Annotated in this window: 12 protein-coding genes; 3 read left to right on the plus strand and 9 right to left on the minus strand. The window is 73.9% G+C overall.

What is annotated here, in order from left to right; all coding sequences use genetic code 11:
* Together ABZ354_RS26175 and ABZ354_RS26180 are read left to right on the plus strand one after the other, a co-directional pair.
* Positions 1-1,945: hypothetical protein (locus tag ABZ354_RS26175; RefSeq protein WP_358660727.1), on the plus strand; the 1,945-nt coding region annotated here is incomplete at its 5' end.
* Positions 1,942-2,802, plus strand: coding sequence for an immunity 49 family protein (locus ABZ354_RS26180; RefSeq protein ID WP_358660729.1), 861 nt, complete (start codon positions 1,942-1,944; stop codon positions 2,800-2,802). The genes ABZ354_RS26175 and ABZ354_RS26180, both read left to right, overlap by 4 nt.
* A 42-nt stretch (positions 2,803-2,844) precedes the next feature.
* Here the strand turns inward: ABZ354_RS26180 and ABZ354_RS26185 are convergent, their stop codons facing one another.
* The 8 genes from ABZ354_RS26185 to ABZ354_RS26220 all read right to left on the minus strand — a co-directional run bounded on the left by ABZ354_RS26185 (position 2,845) and on the right by ABZ354_RS26220 (position 13,689).
* Positions 2,845-5,457, minus strand: coding sequence for a SpoIIE family protein phosphatase (locus tag ABZ354_RS26185; protein WP_358660731.1), 2,613 nt, complete (start codon positions 5,455-5,457; stop codon positions 2,845-2,847).
* Between the two features lie 226 nt (positions 5,458-5,683).
* Positions 5,684-6,112 carry an ATP-binding protein gene (locus tag ABZ354_RS26190; RefSeq protein ID WP_358660733.1) on the minus strand — a complete coding sequence of 143 codons (429 nt, stop codon included), beginning with the start codon at positions 6,110-6,112 and terminating at the stop codon, positions 5,684-5,686.
* A 155-nt stretch (positions 6,113-6,267) separates the two neighbouring features.
* Positions 6,268-6,672, minus strand: coding sequence for a (deoxy)nucleoside triphosphate pyrophosphohydrolase (locus ABZ354_RS26195; RefSeq protein ID WP_358660734.1), 405 nt, complete (start codon positions 6,670-6,672; stop codon positions 6,268-6,270).
* Positions 6,673-6,702: 30 nt separating this feature from the next.
* Positions 6,703-6,894 (minus strand): SPOR domain-containing protein, encoded by a 192-nt coding sequence (locus tag ABZ354_RS26200; protein ID WP_358660736.1) that lies wholly within the window; start codon positions 6,892-6,894, stop codon positions 6,703-6,705.
* A 394-nt stretch (positions 6,895-7,288) separates the two neighbouring features.
* Entirely contained in the window at positions 7,289-8,041 is a 753-nt protein-coding gene (locus ABZ354_RS26205; protein ID WP_358660738.1) for a GntR family transcriptional regulator, read from the minus strand.
* A 148-nt stretch (positions 8,042-8,189) separates the two neighbouring features.
* A complete protein-coding gene (locus tag ABZ354_RS26210; protein ID WP_358660739.1) occupies positions 8,190-9,335 on the minus strand; it encodes a DUF4190 domain-containing protein in 1,146 nt (381 codons plus the stop codon).
* 204 nt (positions 9,336-9,539) lie between these two features.
* On the minus strand, positions 9,540-11,114 hold the full coding sequence (locus ABZ354_RS26215) for a S8 family serine peptidase (RefSeq protein ID WP_358660741.1): 1,575 nt from the start codon (positions 11,112-11,114) through the stop codon (positions 9,540-9,542).
* 352 nt (positions 11,115-11,466) lie between these two features.
* Positions 11,467-13,689, minus strand: a complete 2,223-nt coding sequence (locus tag ABZ354_RS26220; protein WP_358660792.1) for a DEAD/DEAH box helicase — start codon at positions 13,687-13,689, stop codon at positions 11,467-11,469.
* Between the two features lie 276 nt (positions 13,690-13,965).
* On the opposite strand from ABZ354_RS26220, the gene ABZ354_RS26225 reads away from it, so the two are divergent.
* Positions 13,966-16,380 carry a tetratricopeptide repeat protein gene (locus ABZ354_RS26225; protein WP_358660743.1) on the plus strand — a complete coding sequence of 805 codons (2,415 nt, stop codon included), beginning with the start codon at positions 13,966-13,968 and terminating at the stop codon, positions 16,378-16,380.
* A gap of 520 nt (positions 16,381-16,900) precedes the next feature.
* Here ABZ354_RS26225 and ABZ354_RS26230 read toward each other — a convergent pair.
* Positions 16,901-18,160: a hypothetical protein gene (locus ABZ354_RS26230; RefSeq protein WP_358660745.1), complete on the minus strand. Its 1,260-nt coding sequence runs from the start codon at positions 18,158-18,160 to the stop codon at positions 16,901-16,903.
* Positions 18,161-18,299 lie beyond the last annotated feature (139 nt).

Consider the following 18,299-nt stretch of genomic DNA (forward strand, 5'->3'; position numbering starts at 1 on the left):
CGTGGTGACGACGGTGTTCACGGGTGGTGCGGGTGGTGCCGCGGCGGGTGCGGGCAAGGCCGGTGCGGTGGCGAAGGCGCTGTCGGTGGCGGGCAGGGCCGGCAGGTTCATCGACCCGATGACGTACATCGCCAAGGGCGCCGGCGCGGGCCTGTCCAGGCTCGGGGACATCAGCGCCGCGCTGAAGGGTGTCGGCGCCATCGACATCCCGGCGCTGCCGGAGGGCGCGATCGCCCTGCCGGAGGGTGCGGTGAGGCTCCCGGACGGGACGGTGAACCTGCCCGGGGGCGCGGCCCTGCCGGACGGTGCGGCCCGTCTGCCGGACGGGAACGTGAAACTGCCCGACGGCGCCACCGTCCTGCCGCCGGGCACGGTGAGGCTGCCCACCGGGGACGGTGTCCCGGCCCAGTACATGGACCCCGACGGCAACCTCCTGGACGGGCGGGGCAACGCCGTGCAGCAGGCGGCCGACGGCCCCGGCGACATCGTCGACCGGCCCGGCACCACGTCCGGGGCACCGGGTGCGGACAACCCGCGGGTGGACTCCCCGGTGCGGGAGCCCGCCCTGGTGGGCGCGGGCGCCCACACCGCCGACACCGCGGCACATCCCGTCCGCCTCGGCAGCGACCTCGGCGACGACCTCGGCCGCGTGGGCGACGACCTCGGCACACCGGGCGGCCACGTCGAGGGACCGGGCGGCACCGCCGGGGACAACCTCCCGGGCGGCACCGCGGGTCACCACCTGCCGACCAACAGCATCGACACCCCCGCCGCCCCGGTCGGCACCGCGGACAACGCGGTGCCCGGCGGCGCCGGGACGGCCGATCACGTACCCGGCGGCCACGCCGGCGACCCCGGCCACGGCCCGTCCGGCGGCCACGACCTGCCCGGTGGCGGCCACGACCTTCCGCCCCGCCCCGACGGCCCTTCCGGCGGCGGCCCGGACGACCTCGGCCGCGCCGTCGACGACAGCGTCCCGGCCGGGGCCGACGGCACCCCGCCCGTGCGGGACGCGGAGGCCGCCCGGCCCGACTTCATGCGGGACGGCGACAACCCGTACGGCCCCGAAGGGTCGCTCACCCCGGAGCAGGTGCACGAGATCCAGGTGTACCGCGCCAACCACGAGTCGGGTTACTTCGACGACTTCTACAAGTCCAACGGCAACCGGAAAAACCTGGACTTCGTCGACGAGAGCGGGCGGACGCCGCCGCAGCTCACCCGGCAGTCCCCGCAGCACCCGTGGACGACGGTCAAGGACGCGCCGGAGCCCCTCCGTCCGCGCTACCTCGACGACGCCGTGAAGGTCGGCCGGGAGACCGCGAGCCCCGAAGCCCTGTCGAAGCTGGACGAGGCGGCGGCGAGCCGGCACCACGCCGTGGACTACGACCAGGCCGCGGGACGCCACAAGGCCGATGCGGTGGAGGCGCACAAGACGCATCCCACGCCCGAGTCCGAGCTGACCCGGATAGAGCGCACCAACGAGTACAAGGCCGCGCACCGCGACATGCGGGACCACGCGGAGGCGTACGGCGAGGCCGTCGCCGAGCACCACGTCGTCCCGGAGCGCTACCCGAACGCCACCCGGGAGCCCCTGGACGGTCCGCTCAACGGCAACGACCAGTTCGACCAGGTGTGGCGCCGCGAGGACGGCGGCTATGTCGTCGTGGAGGCCAAGAGCAGCGTCGACACGGAGCTCGGCGCGCGCAACCTGCCGAACGGCAAGCGGGTCTCGCAGGGCACCCGGGAGTACTTCCTGGACATCCTCCACGAGATGCGCAAGCGCGGCGAGGACAACCCCAGCGAACTGCTCCTCGCGGACGACCTCGAAGCGGCCCTGGCCAGGGGCGATGTCGACTACATCGTGGTCAAGGGCCAACGGAACACCGGCGAGTACGCTGGCTACAGCATGCGGGAGTTCGACATCGCCGACAGGAGCACGCCGTGACCATCACCGTTCCCCGGCACGGGTCGCCCGGCCCCAACGCCGAGCGGTTCGCCGAAGCGCTCGCCACGAGCACGGCCGCGTCGGTCGAGCGGCTGGGGACGGCGCCCGCCATGATCGACACGGCGTTCACCAAGTCCCTGCTGAACGTGCAGGCCCACTGCACCGCGGACCCCCGGGCCGCGAAGCTGCAGACGTGGGAATCGGTCGTCACCGCCATGCAGCTGGGCTCCGCCCTGTTCGCCGTGACCGGCGGTACGGACGGGGTCGTCGAGACCCGTATCGCCCACCAGGTGCGGCGCATCCCGGAGATCGGGCCGCGCCCGTTCGCCGACCCGGGCAACTGGCTCACCGCGTTCTGGCTGGCCGTCGTCTGCCGCGACCAGAAGCGCATGACCGCGCTCTGCGGGATCCCCCTCGACCGGCTGCGCTCGACGGAAGGGTCGTACGACGCATACGTGTACCACTGGGTGGACACGCTGCGGACCTACTGGCTCCAGGGCGAGGGGCTGGTGGAGAAACTCACCGCGGCCATCGAGCAGTCGAACCCCGACATCGCCACGAACACCCCCCGTGACCTGCTCCAGCAGGTGCTGTATCCGCCGATCGACCTGTTCTACCGCTTCCTGCGGCAGGACGCCGAAGGGTTCAACCGGGCGCTCGAAGAGGCCCTGAAGCTGCACAAGCTGTACTGGACGGCGGACGAGGACCGGGCCAAGGACGCCGAGGGCCGTGTCGCTCTCGCCCCGCTCGCCGTCGCCTGCCTGGCACACGACGGCGGCATCGAGGTCGCGGTGGAGTCCGAGTACCTGCCCCACCACCTCCTACGGGGCAGCTGGCTCGGCGAGTTCGACACCTGAGCCGGGCACCCGCGCGCGTCCCCCGGGCCGGCGGGCCCGTCGTCAGAACAGGCTGAGCAGGGCCTCCGCCGGGTCCGCCACGCTGTTCTCGCCGTCCGGCAGGGCCAGTTCGAACCACACGGTCTTCCCGCGCGGCGTACGGCGTGAGCCCCAGGCCGCACTGAGCAGACCGACGAGCTGGAGGCCGCGGCCGCCCTCGTCGGTGTCGCGGGCGCGGCGGCGGCGCGGCTGGACCAGGCCGGCGTCCCAGACCTCGCAGACCAGGGTCCGGTCCAGCAGCAGCCGTAGCCGGATCTCGCCCTCGCCGTACCGCAGGGCATTGGTGACCAGCTCGCTGACCAGCAGTTCCGTCGTGTCGACCAGCGGTTCCAGGTCCCAGCTGAGCAGCTGGGACCGGGCGTATTCGCGGGCCCGGCCCACGCTGCGCGGCTCGCGCGGCAGCGTCCAGTCGCCCACGGACTCGGCGGGCAGGCCCTGCACGCGGGCCATGAGCAGGGCGATGTCGTCCTCGCCGTGGTGGGTGTCGAGGGTGTTGAGTACGTGGTCGCAGACGTCCTCGAGGGGTTGGGTCGGGTCGGTGAGCGTCCCTACGAAGGCCTGGAGGCCCTCGTCCAGCGGATGGTCCCGGGACTCGACCAGGCCGTCGGTGTACAGGGCGAGCAGCGCGCCCTCGGGGAGTTCGACCTCGACCTCCTCGAACGGTTCGCCGCCCACACCGAGCGGCAGGCCCGGCGGGACGTCCAGCATCAGCGCGTTCTCGCCGGGCTCCACCAGTACGGGCGGCAGGTGGCCGGCGTTGGCGAAGGTGCAGCGGCGGGTGACGGAGTCGTAGACGGCGTAGACGCAGGTGGCGAGGTAGACCTCGGACAGGTCGGCCTCGCGGGGGCGGCGGGCGGCGCGGGTGGCCTGCTGGACGCCGCCGGGCGCGCCGAGGCCGCGGGCGATCTCGTCCAGCTGGGAGAGGACCTCGGCCGGTTCCAGGTCCAGAAGGGCCAGGGTGCGGACGGCGGTGCGGAGTTCGCCCATGGCGACGGCGGCACGCAGACCGCGGCCCATGACGTCGCCGACGACGAGGGCGGTGCGGTGGCCGGGCAGTTCGATGACGTCGAACCAGTCGCCGCCGACCTCGCTGGGCCGGCCGGTGGAGGCGCTGCCGGGCAGGTAGCGGCAGGCGATGTCGAGTCCGGAGGCCTCCGGGTCGCCGGGCGGGAGCAGGGACCGTTGCAGTATCAACGCGCGTTCGTGCTCGCGCCGGTAGAGGCGCGCGTTGTCGATGCAGACGGCGGCGCGCGCGGCCAGTTCGACGGCGAGGTCGCGGTCCCGGTCGCCGAACGGCTCGCTGCCCTTGGTGCGGGCGAACTGGGCGAGCCCCACGACCGTGTCGTGCGCGACCATCGGCACGGCGAGCGTGGACTGCACGAGGCCGCCGTCCTCGCCGGGGACGTGGCGCGGCCGGGCGGTGCGCAGGGCGTCCGCGTAGGGCGAGGTGAAGGCGTAGTGGTGGACGGCGCCGACGGCCACCGGGTCGCGCCGGTTGTTGAAGGGCGCGTCGGAGACGGCGCTGGCGTAGGCGACGCGGCGCAGTTCGGCGCTGCCGTCGGCGAGGCCGGGCGGGGTCTGGTCGCCGGCCAGGAGGCCCTGGTAGAGGTCGACGGTGGCCAGGTCGCAAAAGCCGGGGACGACCACGTCGAGGAGTTCGCGCGCGGTGGTCTCCAGGTCGAGGGAGTTCCCTATGCGGGCGCCGGCCTCGTTGAGCAGGGCGAGATTGCGTCGGGCGGCGGCGGCCTCGCGGGCGGCGGCGCGGCGGGAGGTGATGTCGGTCCCCACCCAGGCGACGCCGACGGGGCGGCCCGAACCGCTGTGCACGCGGTAGAGGTTGACGGACCAGTGGCGGCGCTCGTCGGAGTCCGGCACGAAGCCCGTGACGTGCATGTCCGTGATGGTCTCGCCGGTTTCCAGGACCCGGCGCAGGGTGGCGGCGACCCGCTCGGCCTCACCGCGCGGCAGGTAGTCGTGGACGTCCCGGCCGCGGTGGTCGCGGGGGGTGCCGCCGAAGACGGAGGCGAACCGCTGGTTGGCGCGCCGCACCTTGAGATGGGTGTCGAGGAGCAGGAAGCCGAACGGAGATTGACCGAAAATGGCCTGCGAGGCGGCGAGGTCGGTCTCGATGCGGCGCAGGGTGCGGACGTCGACGACGACGCAGACGGCGGCCCGTTCGCCCTCCGCGGTGCGCGTCGGCATGACGTACACCTCGGCGAGGCCCTCGGTGTGCTCGCGGCGCCCGGCGGCGCCGGGGGTCCTGAAGGGGACGACCCCGGTCCACTCGCGGCCGTCGAGGATCTCGGACATCTTGCGCCGTCCGTCGACGCGGTTGTACGGGTCGACGAACGCCTCGACGGGGTCCAGGCCGACGGCGCGCGCGGCGGGGACGCCGAAGACCTGCTCGGCGCGCAGGCTCCACTGGTCGATGAGGCCGTCGGGGCCGATGGAGAAGGACGCGACGTTGATGTAGTCGTACATCGAGCCGGGCGGGCTGCTGTGCCACAGTGCGTCACCGGTCCGTGCGTCGCCGGAGACGAGGCCGTCGGCGGCCCGTCCTGTCGCGCCGCCCGCCGGGTCCTCGGACTCCGTGGCCTTCGCTGGTATCTCGCTCACGCGAACCGTCCCCTCCAGCTCACCGCGTCCGGCACCGGTCACCGGGGGCGGCTGCCCGCAGTATCCAGCACTACGGCGCCGCGCGACACGGTGTTCACGATCACAGCACGGTTCCGGCGGTTTTCGGACCCGGCTGCGACAACACTTCCAGTCTTCTAACCAGGGAACACGTCGGCGAATCACTCATCGTGGCATGGGCTGAGGACATGCGCCGGTCGTGCGACCGTCACGGCACCGCGAGTTCGAACCAAACGGTCTTTCCCACCCGGTCAGGCCGGGTTCCCCAGCGGCGCGAGGCGATGGCGACAAGTTCCAGCCCGCGCCCGCTCTCGTCGTCGGGGCGGGCGGCTCGGCGGCGGGGCGGGTCCGGGAGCGGGTCGGAGACCTCCACGAGGAGGACGCCCGGCAGGCCGGAGGGGTGGCGGTCGAGGCGCACGCCGATGGGGCCCCTGGCGTATCGCAGGGAGTTGGTGACCAGTTCGCTGACCAGCAGCGCCGCCATGTCGGCCGCGCTGTCGAGGCCCCAGTCGCGCAGTTGCCCGCGCACGGCCGCACGGGCGACGCGGACCGCGCCGGGGTCCGCGGCGAACGTCCACGCGGCGCAGTCGCCCTCGGTGTCGATCACGCCGATCACTTCCCAGGCCGGCAAGCACACCCATGTCGAATTTCATGGGATTAATGGGGACATACCCGATATGCATGCGTGGTTACCGCGCATGAAGGCGCACTGTGGCACGAACGGCGTACGAAGTACCCGCGATCGCACGCTCCGGCGCCCCGTCCGGACCGGAACCGGGGCCCCTGCCCGGCCTACGCGTCCAGGCCGAGGTGGGTGAGGGCGGCACGGACGGCGGGGACGTCCTGGTCGAGCCAGTCGACGGACCAGATCTCGCCGGGCCCGAGCCAGCGCAGCGCGTCATGATCCTCGAGAGCTTTCGGCGCGGGTGACCCGGGCAGCAGCCGTGCCGTCCAGACGTGCAGGGTGTACGGAGATCTCAGCGGCCACTCGCCCGGGACGCGCGCCCCGGTCTCGCTCTCGACGCCCAGTTCCTCGCGCAGCTCACGCACCAGGGCCGCGTCGGGCGCCTCGCCGTCCTCGACCTTGCCGCCGGGCAGTTCCCAGCGTCCGGCCAGCTCGGCGGGGGCACTGCGGCGCGCGGCGAGCAGTCGGCCGCCGTCGACCAGGGCGGCACCCACCACGATCCGTTCGCTCATGCCAGGAGCCTACGGGAGCTCTCCGGGCCCCTAGGTCCGGTTGCCCGCCTCGCTCTGACCGATCTTCTCGACCCAGTAGAGCGGCTTGGGGCCGTGTGCGTCGAGGCTGTCCGCGATCTTCTGGGCCTCCGCCCGGGTGGCGTACCTGCCCACGCGGTAGCGATTGCCGTTGTCGTCCTGCCGGACGACGAGCCAGGGCAGAGTGACCGTGCCCTCGTTCATCCCACCCCTCCATTTCCCGCCCGCGGCCCAGGCCGCGCCCCGCCCGATAAGGAAACCGCAATCCGCATATGCCCGAGCCTACGCCCAACCTTCACGCAGCGAATACGGCTTCTCACAAACAGGTACGCAACCGGCCAGCAGCCAAGGGGCGCACAACGCCCAATGCGCCACCGGGCAACGGCGACGCGTCCGGTCAGCGGCATTCGCCGACGCCGGGACCGACCTGCGAAGACGGCGAGATCTCAACGGAATTGAGGGCAGCGGAGACGGGCCGGGGCGGTCCGGAGCCCCGCCGGCCGGGCGGCGCGGAGTGCGCCGCGTCACGCGCATGCGCCACCCCGCGCCCCTGAGCAACCCCCACGGGGCCACGGGCGGCAGCGCCCGCGTCCGCCGCCTACTTGACGGGCAGGTGGTACGCCGCTCGGTAGCGGTCCGCCGGGATCACCACGTCCGCCGTCTCCACGGGGCGGCCGGAGGCGTAGAAGGTGCGCTGGATGACGAGGACGACATGGCCGGGGACGCCGCCGAGCAGGTGCAGTTCCTCGGCGAGGCCGGGGCGGGCGCCGACCTCCTCCACCACGTTGTCGACGACGATGTCGATGGCGGCCATGCGCTCGACGACGCCCATGCCGCCCAGGGGGCCCTCCTCGGGCAGCATCACCGGTGTGCGGCCCGTGACGGCGAAGGGCTCCCAGGAGAGGGAGAGCATGGTGGCCTCACCGGCCTCCCGGAAGAGGTACCTCGTGCACATCACGCGGTCGCCGGCCGTGATGGCGAGCCGCTCGGCGACGGTCGGGCTCGCCTCAGCCGACTCGCTGTGGGACTCCCAGGTGCCGCGCACCCCGAGGTCGGCCTGCTCCTGACGGAAGGGTGTGGCGCCCCCGGACGGGCGGTAGCCGGAGCGGGCGATCCGGCGGGGCACGGGCCGTTCGCGCACGTACGTCCCCGAGCCGGAGCGGCCTTCGACCAGGCCCTCGGCCATCAGCACCTTGCGGGCCTCCAGCGCGACGGTGTCCGAGACGCCGTACTCCTCGCGGATCCTGGCCTGGGACGGGAGGCGGGTGTGCGGGGGCAGCAGGCCGTCGACGATCTTCTTGCGGAGATCGCCCGCGACGCGCAGGTACGCCGGCTGCTCACCGAATGTCACGGGCCCGCTCCCATCAGGTCGTACAGACAGCAACAGCGTGGCAACCGTAGGTTGTGCCATGCAAGTAAAGGCCAGAGAATCACCCGATGTGATGACTCGTGCGGACCGTGCCCTTCACGCAGGCGCTTTCTCCCCGCTATGAGCCCCGTCACACGTCGAGCCCGGGACCCTCCCCCGTATCTCCCCCGCTCTCCGCATGGGTGGGCGCAGTGGTGGCGAGGCCGAGGGCCTCGCGGGTGGTGACCGCCCGTGCGGGGCCGGTCAGTTCGAGGGCGGCGCCGTAGTGCTCGGTGAAGGTGTCCGCGTCGTCGGCGGCGGCCGCCGCGAGCCATTCCCCGCGCGCCTTCTCCAGGTCTTCCACCAGGCCGGCGACCGGCCTGCGGGCCGTCGAGGGCCAGTCGTGGGCGCGCAGTGTGCGGACCTGCCGCCGGATCGCGGCGGCCATGTCGTCCGCCCACCTCCTGTGGCCGGGCAGGTCGTCCTCGACGTCCTCCTCCCCGGGGCCCGCGGCCATGGCGAGGTCCTGGTACCGGGCCGCCTTCAGGTAGGTGACCTGGTGACCGTCGAGTGTGGTCCTGTCCCTGCGCAGCGAGCCGGTCAGCGCGCCCGTCTCGTGGGTGTTGCCGAAGAGGCAGGTGATCTCGCGGTCGCCGAGGCTCCAGGTGTCCGTCGTGGGCAGGAAGTAGTACACGTCGACGTTGCCGGGCACGGCCCAGGGGTCCATCGCGTAGGCGTCCTGCCGCGTGTAGCACGTGTCGTCGGCGATCTCCGTCAGCCGGTCGTCGCCGGGGTAGGCACCGTCTCGCAGGGTGATCACGGCGAACACCTCGCCGTCGTGCTGCCCGAGGCAGGGCACCGGGTCGACGTCGTACGTCACGCCCTCCAGGCCGTCCGGCGAGTCGAAGCAGTCGCCCTTGTCGAGGGTGAGCGGGTCGCCGGCGGCGCGGGCGCCGTCCTTGAGGTTCTCCCACATGTCGGACGCGAAGCCCGTGGCCAGCGACGCCGTCCACAGGGCGAGGCCGAGGGCGGACAGCGCGGCGCCGGCGATCGCCATGCCCCGGCCGCGTTCCCCGCTCCGTCTGATCTGCCACAGCGCGATCACGCCGAGGACGAGGCCGAGGGCGGGCACGAAGCAGAGGGCGCCGAGCACCAGGGCGGCGACGGCGACGCCGTTGACGGCGGCCGGGCGGCTGTCCGGGAGCGGTCCCCACGAGCCGTGGGCGGGGGCCGGCGCGGGCGGGGGGTACGGCCCCCGCGGCGGTTGGTGGGGGCCGGGGGGCGGTGGGACGGACACCGGTGACGTGCTCCTGGTTCGGGCGGTGGGACGTGGTGGGGCACGCGGAAGGACCTGTGGGGGGGGAACTGGGGTACGGGCGGACCCGCCGCATCGTACGCGCGGCCGCTCGCACCCTCTCCGCCTTCACCGGGCGCCCCGCCCCCGCGTCGGAACGCGGGGGCGGGGGGGGGACGGGCTGCTGTCAGGAGGAGTGCGGGGGCGTCAGAACTGCAGGGCCCAGGCGTCGATGCGGCCGGTGTCGTAGGTCGCGTTGTCGCCGACCCGCAGCTTCCACGTGCCGTTCGCGACCTCGGAGGAGGCGTTCACGGAGTACGTGGTGTCGATGTTGTCGGCGCTGCCGCCGGTGCCGTACGCCTTCAGCGTGTACGCGCTGCCGTCGGGGGCGATCAGCTGGACCTGGAGGTCGCCGATGTACGTGTGGACGATGTGCACCTCGACGGCCAGGGCCGAGGGCGCGTTGCCGGTGACGCCGGAGACGGTCACCGGGGACTCGACGGTGGCGTTGTCGGCGATGGTGTAGTCGGTGGCGTTCTCGAAGCGCGGCCCGGTGGGCGGCGTGGTGCCGGTGCCGACGTAGAGCAGGCGGTTGGGCGAGCCGGTGCCGGGGCTTGTGACGACGCCCGTGGTGGCGGCGGACGTCAGTGCCGAGGAGACCTGGGAGGGCGTGGCCGTGGGGTGGTCGGCCAGGTAGAGCGCCGCGGCTCCGGCGACGTGCGGGGACGCCATGGACGTACCGGAGATGGTGTTGGTGGCCGAGTCGCCGGTGTTCCAGCTCGAGGTGATGGAGGAGCCCGGCGCGAAGATGTCCACGATCGAGCCGTAGTTGGAGTAGCTGGCGCGGGCGTCGGAGGACGTCGTGGCGCCGACCGTGATCGCCTCGGAGACCCGGGCCGGGGACTTGGTGGAGGCGTCGGTGGACTCGTTTCCGGCCGCGACGGCGAAGGTGACGCCGGAGGCGATGGCGTTGCGGACGGCGGTGTCGAGGGCGCTGTCCGCGCCGCCGCCGAGGGACATGTTGGCGACGGCCGGCTTGACCGCGTTGCGGGCCACCCAGTCGATGCCGGCGACGACCTGATCGGTGGTGCCGGAGCCGGAGTTGTCCAGCACCCGGACGCCGACGATCTTCGCCTTCTTGGCGACGCCGTGCAGGGTGCCCGCGACGGTGCCCGCGACGTGCGTGCCGTGGCCGTGGCCGTCCTGGGCGGTGTTGTCGTTGTCGATGGCGTCGTAGCCGTAGGAGGCACGGCCGCCGAAGTCGGTGTGGGTGATGCGGACACCGGTGTCGATGATGTACGCCGTCACGCCCTGCCCGGCGGAGTCCGGGTAGGTGTAGGAGCCGTCCAGCGGGCGGTTGCGCTGGTCGATGCGGTCCAGGCCCCAGGAGGGCGGGTTGGTCTGCGTGGCGGTGGCGGTGAAGGTGCGGTTCTGGACGACGGAGGCGACGGCCGGGTCGGCGGCCAGCCGCTTCGCCTCGGTCTCGGAGGCCTCGATCGCGTAGCCGTTCAGCGCCTTGGTGTACGTCCGCTCGATCTGGGCGCCGTACTTCGTGGTCAGGGCGCGGCCCTCGGCGGAACCGGCCTTCGCCGCACCGGCCTTGAGGGTCACGATGTAGCTGTCGGCTACGGCGTTCGCCGCGCCGGCGTACTTGATGTGGCCCTCTGCCGCCGGGCCGGCGGCGTCCGCGGGGAGCGCGGAGACGAGGCTCGCGGCGAGTGCCGCGCCGGCCATCGCGCCGATGGCGGTCAGTCTTCGCCGGGTGTGACGCATCGCTGCCATGTGAGGGGTCCTCCTCAGTAGGTGGTGCGCTGCTGTGGGGGTGGTGCCGTGGGTCCACGCACGACGGGACAGACGCGCACGACAGGGGCATGTCAATGACAGTCACGGGCGTCTGTGCGTCAGCCGAAAGATTGCGGCCTTCGCCGGAGTTGCACAAGGGGACGCGCACGGACGTGTCCGGCGAGCCGTGTGGCGGGCCGGAAGCCGACCCCGGCCGGGAGGGAGAGGGCCGGGGTCGGCCCGCCCGGGCTCGCCGGGGCGAATCGGCCCGCCCACGCGGGCCGGGGCGGATCGGCCCGCCCACGCGGGCCGGGAACGCAGTCGGCCGACGTGGCCGGGGAGGGCGGCGCGCTCAGCCGACCGACTCCGGCTCCGTGACGCCCAGCCGGGCCTGTTCCTCCTCCACGATGCGGCGGGCCAGGGAGACGTCCGAGACGTCGACCGCGTCCGGGGTGGACTCGGCCGTCGCGCTGCGGCGGGCGTACGCGTCGAAGAGGCGGGTCTTGTTCTCCAGCATCCGCACCATCCGCTCGTCGACGCCGCCCGCGGCGAGCAGCCGGTGCACCTGGACGGAGCGGACCTGGCCCATGCGGTGCGCGCGGGCCACGGCCTGGTGCTCGATGGTCGGCTTGATCTGCGGCTCGCAGATGACGACCACGGACGCGGCCTGCATGTTGAGGCCGATCCCGCCCGCCTCGATCTGCGCGAGCAGCACCGCGTGCCCGCCGGCGGCGGAGAACTCGTCCACCAGGCGCTGGCGCCGCGCAGGCGGCACGCTGCCGGTGATCGGCCCGTACACGGCGCGCCCGCGCGCCGCGCGTCCGGGCCCGGCGTCGTCGAGTGCGCCCCGGACCGTGTCGAGGACGTCCCGGAAGGCCGAGAAGACGACCACCTTCAGGCCGCTGCCGGCCGACTCCTCGACCAGTTCCCGCAGCCGCCCGAGCTTCGCCGACCGCTCGGGACGGGCGTACGCGGCGCGGCGCATCGCCATGAAGTTCCCGGCGCGCACCGCCTCCCGGTACGCCTCCTCGTCCGCCGTACTGAGCTCCTCCCACTCGTCGGTGTGCTGCAGGACGGGCAGTTCGGTGAGGACGTCCTGCTGGTTGCGGCGCAGGTAGACGGGCGCGACGGCCGTGCGGAACGCCTTCGGGCCGGCCAGCGGGTCCTCGTCGTCCACGGACTCGGCGAACTCCGGCCGCAGGATCGTCACGAGGTTGCGGAACTCGGCGACGCGGTTCTCCATCGGCGTGCCCGTCAGGAACAGCACCCGCTCGCAGGCCCCGGCCCACGCGGAGACGGCGGCCGAGCGGCGGGTCCCGGGGTTCTTGACGTAGTGCGCCTCGTCCACGACGAGCATGCCGAGCTCGCCGCGAGCGGGCGGCGGGAAGCCGCGCAACGCGTCGAAGGTGGTCACGGCGACACCGCCGCGGTCCTTCCAGTCGGCGTACGCCTCCCGCCGGTCGGGCCCGTGCAGCGGCATGGCACGCAACGTGCTGCGGGCCTCGATCTCCCGGGTCCAGTTGATCAGCACGCTCGCCGGGCACACGACCAGGAAGTGACTCCGCCCGCTCTTGGCGCTCTGCCCGCTCTGCCCGCTCCAACCCTGTGCCGCGAGGTGCGCGAGCGCGGCGACGGCCTGCACGGTCTTGCCGAGCCCCATCTCGTCGCCGAGCAGGACCCGGCGCTGGGCGAGGGCGAAGCGGGCGCCGAAGGCCTGGTAGCCGCGCAGTGAGACCGTGAGGTGCGTGTCGTCCAGGCGCTGTTCCCGCACCCGCTCGGCGACGTCGTCGGGCAGGAAACCCTCGGCCGCCGCGCTGTCGGGGCCGCGCCCGGTGATCTCCGCGAGGAGGCTGTAGTACTCGGCGGAGCGCAGTTCGAAGTCGACCCATGCGGCGAGGTCGCTGTCGGGGCGGCGCAGCAGGTCGACGCAGGCCTGGGCCAACTGCTCGGGCACGCGGTCCCGTTCGGCCTCCTCCACGATCCGCCGCAGTTCCGCGACGGCCGCCCGGGCCCGCTCCCGCTTCTCGCGCCCGGCGAGCAGCGGGAGCCAGCGACCGGCGAGCGGGCGGGCGTCGGCCAGCGGCGGGGCGAGCCGCGCCGCCAGCGCGGCAGCGGTCTCGGCGGCGCGCCGCGCGCCGGCGCCGGCCTCGACCAGGACGTGCAGGGCGATTACGAGGGCGGTGGTGTGCGGCTCGGGGTGGTCGACGTCGATCCGTACGGCCACGGAGTCGCGAACCGCGTCGGCGATGCGCCGAGCGGCCGCGACCGCCTGGTCGGCGGTGCGCTGTCCGACGCCGGGCGTCTGCCGCAGCCGGTACGTCCCGGCCTCCAGCACGTCCCGTACGGTCCCGAAGCCGCCCTTGTCCAGGTCGCCGAGCCGGAGCCGCCCCTCGGTGACGTCCCTCAGGCGGGCGACGGGAATCCGGGCGAGTTCCTCGTCGGCCAGCCTGTCGTGGATCGGCCGCAGCGCCTCCCGCACGTCCGCGAGGGCCCGCTCGTGGTCCCCGCGGACCCGGGCGGCGCCTTCGGCCAGTCGTGCGCCCCGTGCCACGGCCTCGCGCTCGTCCCGCCCCATCCGCTCCGCCTCGCTCCCCGGTGCCCCATCCGCTCCGGGCATCGTGCCACTGCCCTCGGACAACGGCCGCACGCCGGTCCGCGGGAGGCCGCACGGTCAGGTCGGGAGCGTGCGGAACCGCAGGTCCGTCACATGCCTTTGGCATATTCTCCAACGGCACATTCGGCGGCCTGCCGCCGCCGCGTCGGAGGCCATTTCCGCAAACCATGGATATCGAGCAGGTGTACGGAAAGGATCTCCACGAGGTGTGGGCACTTACACGGGGGTGGGGAACGGGTGCGTCGCCATGAGCCGGGGTCCCACAACGAGCTGAGCGGTACGGTGCACGGCCCGGCCGTCCAGGCGGGCACGGTGTACGGCGGCATACGCATCGTCTCCGAGGCCGCCTCCGCCGAGCGGACGCCCTGGCAGCTGCCGGCGCCCGGGCACCTGGTCGACCGCGCGCCCGAGCTGGCCGCACTGGAGCGGTACCGGGACCGTGCCGCGCGGGCGGGGCGGGCCCCACTGGCCGCGCTCAGCGGGCTGGGCGGCGTCGGCAAGACGGCCGTCGCGCTGAAGTGGCTGCACTCCCTGCGCCCGCACTTCCCGGGCGGGCAGCTGTACGCGGACCTCGGGGACCAGTCCGCCGCCGGACCGGCGGACCCGGCCGAGGTGCTCGCCCGTTTCCTGCGGGCCCTCGGTGTGCCCGCACCGCACGTCCCGGCGACACTCGCCGAACGGACCGCCCTCTACCGGTCGTTGACCGCCGAGCGGCCACTGGTCGTGCTGCTCGACGACGCCGTGAGCGCCGCCCAGGTACGGCCCCTGCTGCCGGCGGGCGGCAGCGTCACGGTGGTGACCAGCCGCAGACGGATGCCGGGACTGACCGTCGACGGCTGCCACCCCGTCCACCTGGAACCCCTCGGCCACGACGCGGCCGTCGAACTGCTCGCGGACACCCTCGCCGACGGCCGTGTCGCCGCGCAGCCGGAGGACGCGCGCGCCCTGGTCGAGCTGTGCGCGGGACTGCCCCTGGCCGTGCGGGTCGCCGGGGCCCGGCTCGCGGCCCGCCCCGAGCGCAGCATCACCACGATGGTCCGGGCGCTCACCGACGAGCACGACCGGCTGGAGGCCCTGGCCATCGACGGCGACCACAGCGTGCGGGCGGCACTGGACCTGTCGTACGAGGCCCTGCCCGCCCCGGCCGCCCGCCTCTACCGGCTGCTGGGGCTGCACCCGGGGCCGGAGTTCGCCCCACCGGTCGCGGCGGCGGCACTCGGCACGGACGGCGACGGGGACAGCGGTGGAGGCGGTGGCACGGGCGGAGGCGGGGACGCGGAGCGGCTGTTGGAGACGCTGCACGACGCGAGTCTCCTGTTCGCCGTCGGCGAGGAGCGGCACCGCTTCCACGACCTGGTGCGGCTGCACGCCGTCGCGAAGGCGGAGCAGTGCGAGTCGCCGCACGAGCGGGCGCGGGCGGTGCGCCGCATGGCCGATCACTACCTCGCCGGGGCGAGCCGTGCCGAGGAGATCGTCGACCCCCAGCACCGGACGATGGCCCGGGACTACGCCTCGCGGCCGGTGGTCACTCCCGACGTCGGGGACGACGCCGATGCCGCCCTCGGGTGGCTGGAGCGGGAGCTGCCCAATCTGATGGCGGTGCTGCGCCGGTCCCGCGCCGAGGGCTTCCCGACCGTCGCCTGGCAGCTTGCCGACGCCCTGTGGCCGCTGTTCCTGCGGCGCAAGTTCTACGACGACTGGCGCGCGGCGCACGAGGAAGGGCTGGTGGCGGCGGAGGAGTTGGGGGACGTGGCGGCCGTGTGCCGGATGCTCACCTCCGGCGGGGTCGGCGAACTGGGGTCGGGCGGCCACGAGCGCGCCCTGCGGATGTTCGACCGCGCGGCACGGCTCTTCACCGACAGCGGCGACCGGCTCGGCCGGGCACGCACCCTCAACTACCGTGGCCTCGCCCTGCAACGGCTGGGCCGCCTGGACGAGGCAGCGGAACTCTTCGGCCGTGCCGCCACGGAACTCCCGGCCTGCGGGGACCCGCGGGCCGGCGGGCTGGCCCGGCTGAACCTCGCCGACGTCGCGCTCACCGCCGGACGCGCCGAGGAGGCCGTCGTCCAGGCCCGTGCCGCCCGTACGACGCTGGAGGAGGCGGGCGACACGTACAACACGGCACGCGCGGCCCTGGCGCTGGGCCGCGCGCATCTCGCGCTGAACGGGTTGGAGCAGGCGGAGGACGAGTTGTCCTCCGCCCTGGCCACACTGCGTGCCGTGGCCGCGGACTATGAGACGGCCCGCGCCCTCGGCGGCCTGGCCGAGGTGGCCGAGCGGCGCGGACAGCGACCGCTCGCCCGGGAGCGCTGCCGGGAGGCGCTGGACCTCTATGCCTCCGTGGGCAGAGCGGGCACGGAGGAGGCCGGGGCCGCCCGGCTGCGGCTGACGCGGTTGGACGACGCGTCCACGAACGGCGGCCCGTCCGCGAGAGGCGACGTGTCCGCGAGCGGCGACGCGCCTGCGAGCGGCGACGTGCCCCCGGCTGGTGGCGCGCCCGCCGGCAGCGACGCGCCCACGAGCGACGCCGCGTCCGCGCACGGTGACCCGCCTCCGAACGGCGGCACGCCCGCGGGCAACGGCATGCCCTCCGGCGACGACCGGTCCGCCGACGGTGAGGCGTCCGCGCACGGTGACGTGTCCCCGAGCTGAACCAGGAACCGGCGCAGCGATCCGAGGGCCGCCCCGGGCAGTCCGGCCGCCAGCCAGGAGTGGGCCAGCGAGGCGAGGCCCTCCCACAGCTCCTCCCGGTGCCGCTGCCCGGCGTCCGCCTCCAGTTGGAGCACGGTGCCGTCCGGGCTCAGCCGGATCCAGCAGCGGTCGCCCCGGTGGACGGCCACGACGAGCGCCCCGGGGTGGGCGAGGGCCAGGCCGGCGGCCTGCGACTCCCCCGTCCCGTACGCGACCAGTACGTCGCCGAGCGTCGCCCGGACCCCCTCCTCCGACGTCAGCCGTACCCTGACGTGTTCGTCCACGGCCGTGTCGCCGGTGACCGGGTGCTGCAGCACCGTGCGGACCCGGCGCAGCGGGCCACGAGCGCCCGTGCCCCTGACCACCGCCGCCACGGCGACCGCCGTCCTGACCGGCTCGGGCCGGGCCGGCGACGCCCCGGCAGCTTCCGGCCCGGCAGCTTCCGTCCCGGCAACGTCCAGCCCGGCCTCCGCCGTCGGGCTCACCACGGCGCCGTCACGCTGCCCGGCGCGTCGTAGCGCACGACGAGAGGCAGGCGGGCCGGTTCGGTGGTGGTCCGCCTGCGCAGGGGCCGCAGGCGGAGCTTGCGGTAGAGCAGCGCGCGCATCTTGCGGTGGAACTGGCCGGGCTCCGAGGTGATCCGTGCCGCGACCCGCTCGTACCGGTGTGCCCCGCAGGTCGCGGCGCTCCGCCGGAGCTGGTGGTACAGCGGCTTGTCCCCGCGCAGGCGCGGCGCGAACGACATGAGCTCGGCCAGCGGCGAGCCCGGGTCGACGTCGGCGTCGGGCCCGCCGGCCATGAGCACGGGTACGCCGGTCATGGCGCCGTACAGGGAGACCGAACCGTGGTCGCCCACCACGTAGTCGGCCGCGACCACGGCCCCGGTCCAGTCCGCGTACGGGCTGACCAGGACCAGACCCGCACGGGCCATGCCGGCGAGCCAGGCGCGGACCTGCCAGTCTCCGTGCGCGTTCCAGATGTGCGGGTGCAGCAGCGCCGCGATGCGGTACTCGTCCGCGGGCAGCTCCTCGACCATGCGCTCCAGGAGCTCCCAGCCCTGTCCCAGCAGGGAGTCCGCTCCCCAGGTGGAGCAGACCAGGACCAGGTTCTGTCCGGCGCCGACGCCCAGGGCTGCCCGGTACAGCGCCCGGGAGGACAGGCTGGCGGTGATGCGATCAAAACACGGGTCGCCCACCACCTCCGCGACCTGCACCGCTTCCGGGCATTCGTGGCCCAGCCTGGTCAGTTCCTCGTGGTGGGCCAGCACGATCGACTCCGGGACCACCGTGCCGTCCCGCACCAGCCGCTGCCTGCTCAGTCCGTACACCCCGCGCGGGGACACCGTCCGGCCCTTCTGCCTGGCCGGGGTGACCTTGTTGTGTCCGGCGCCGTGCGGCAGGACGACGACGGGCGCGTGCAGTTCGTGGAGGCCGCCGTAGCTGGCCGCCAGGGCGAGGTCGAAGGTCGTCTGCACCGCCTGGCCCCACGGCAGGACCAGGCCCCCCAACTGCTCCAGGAAGTCGGCCACCCCGTTGCTGAACACGTCGGGCGCCTGGGTGAAGAAGGTCTGCACCCTTATGTCGCCCTCCAGCAGGCGTATCGCGTCGAGCAGGCGCTGTCCCGCGACCACCGTGTGTACGACCACCAGGACCCGCTTTCGGGTCCGGCGGGTTGCCCACCGCTCGACGTCCAGACGCACCGGCACATGGCGCCAGAGCGGCTCGGGCACTGTCACGTTCATCGATTCCCCCGGTTCCTTCTCTCGTGTCTCGTGACATTCCGGGGCGGCGCTCCTTCACCGCCCGAGGGAGACATGCCCGAGGAACCGGACGCCGGGCTTGCAGGAATCCTGCACTCCGCCTGCACCGGGGCCGGGACTC

It is taken from the genome of Streptomyces sp. NPDC005925 (genome assembly GCF_040638805.1).
In the GTDB taxonomy this organism is placed as follows: Bacteria; Actinomycetota; Actinomycetes; order Streptomycetales; family Streptomycetaceae; genus Streptomyces.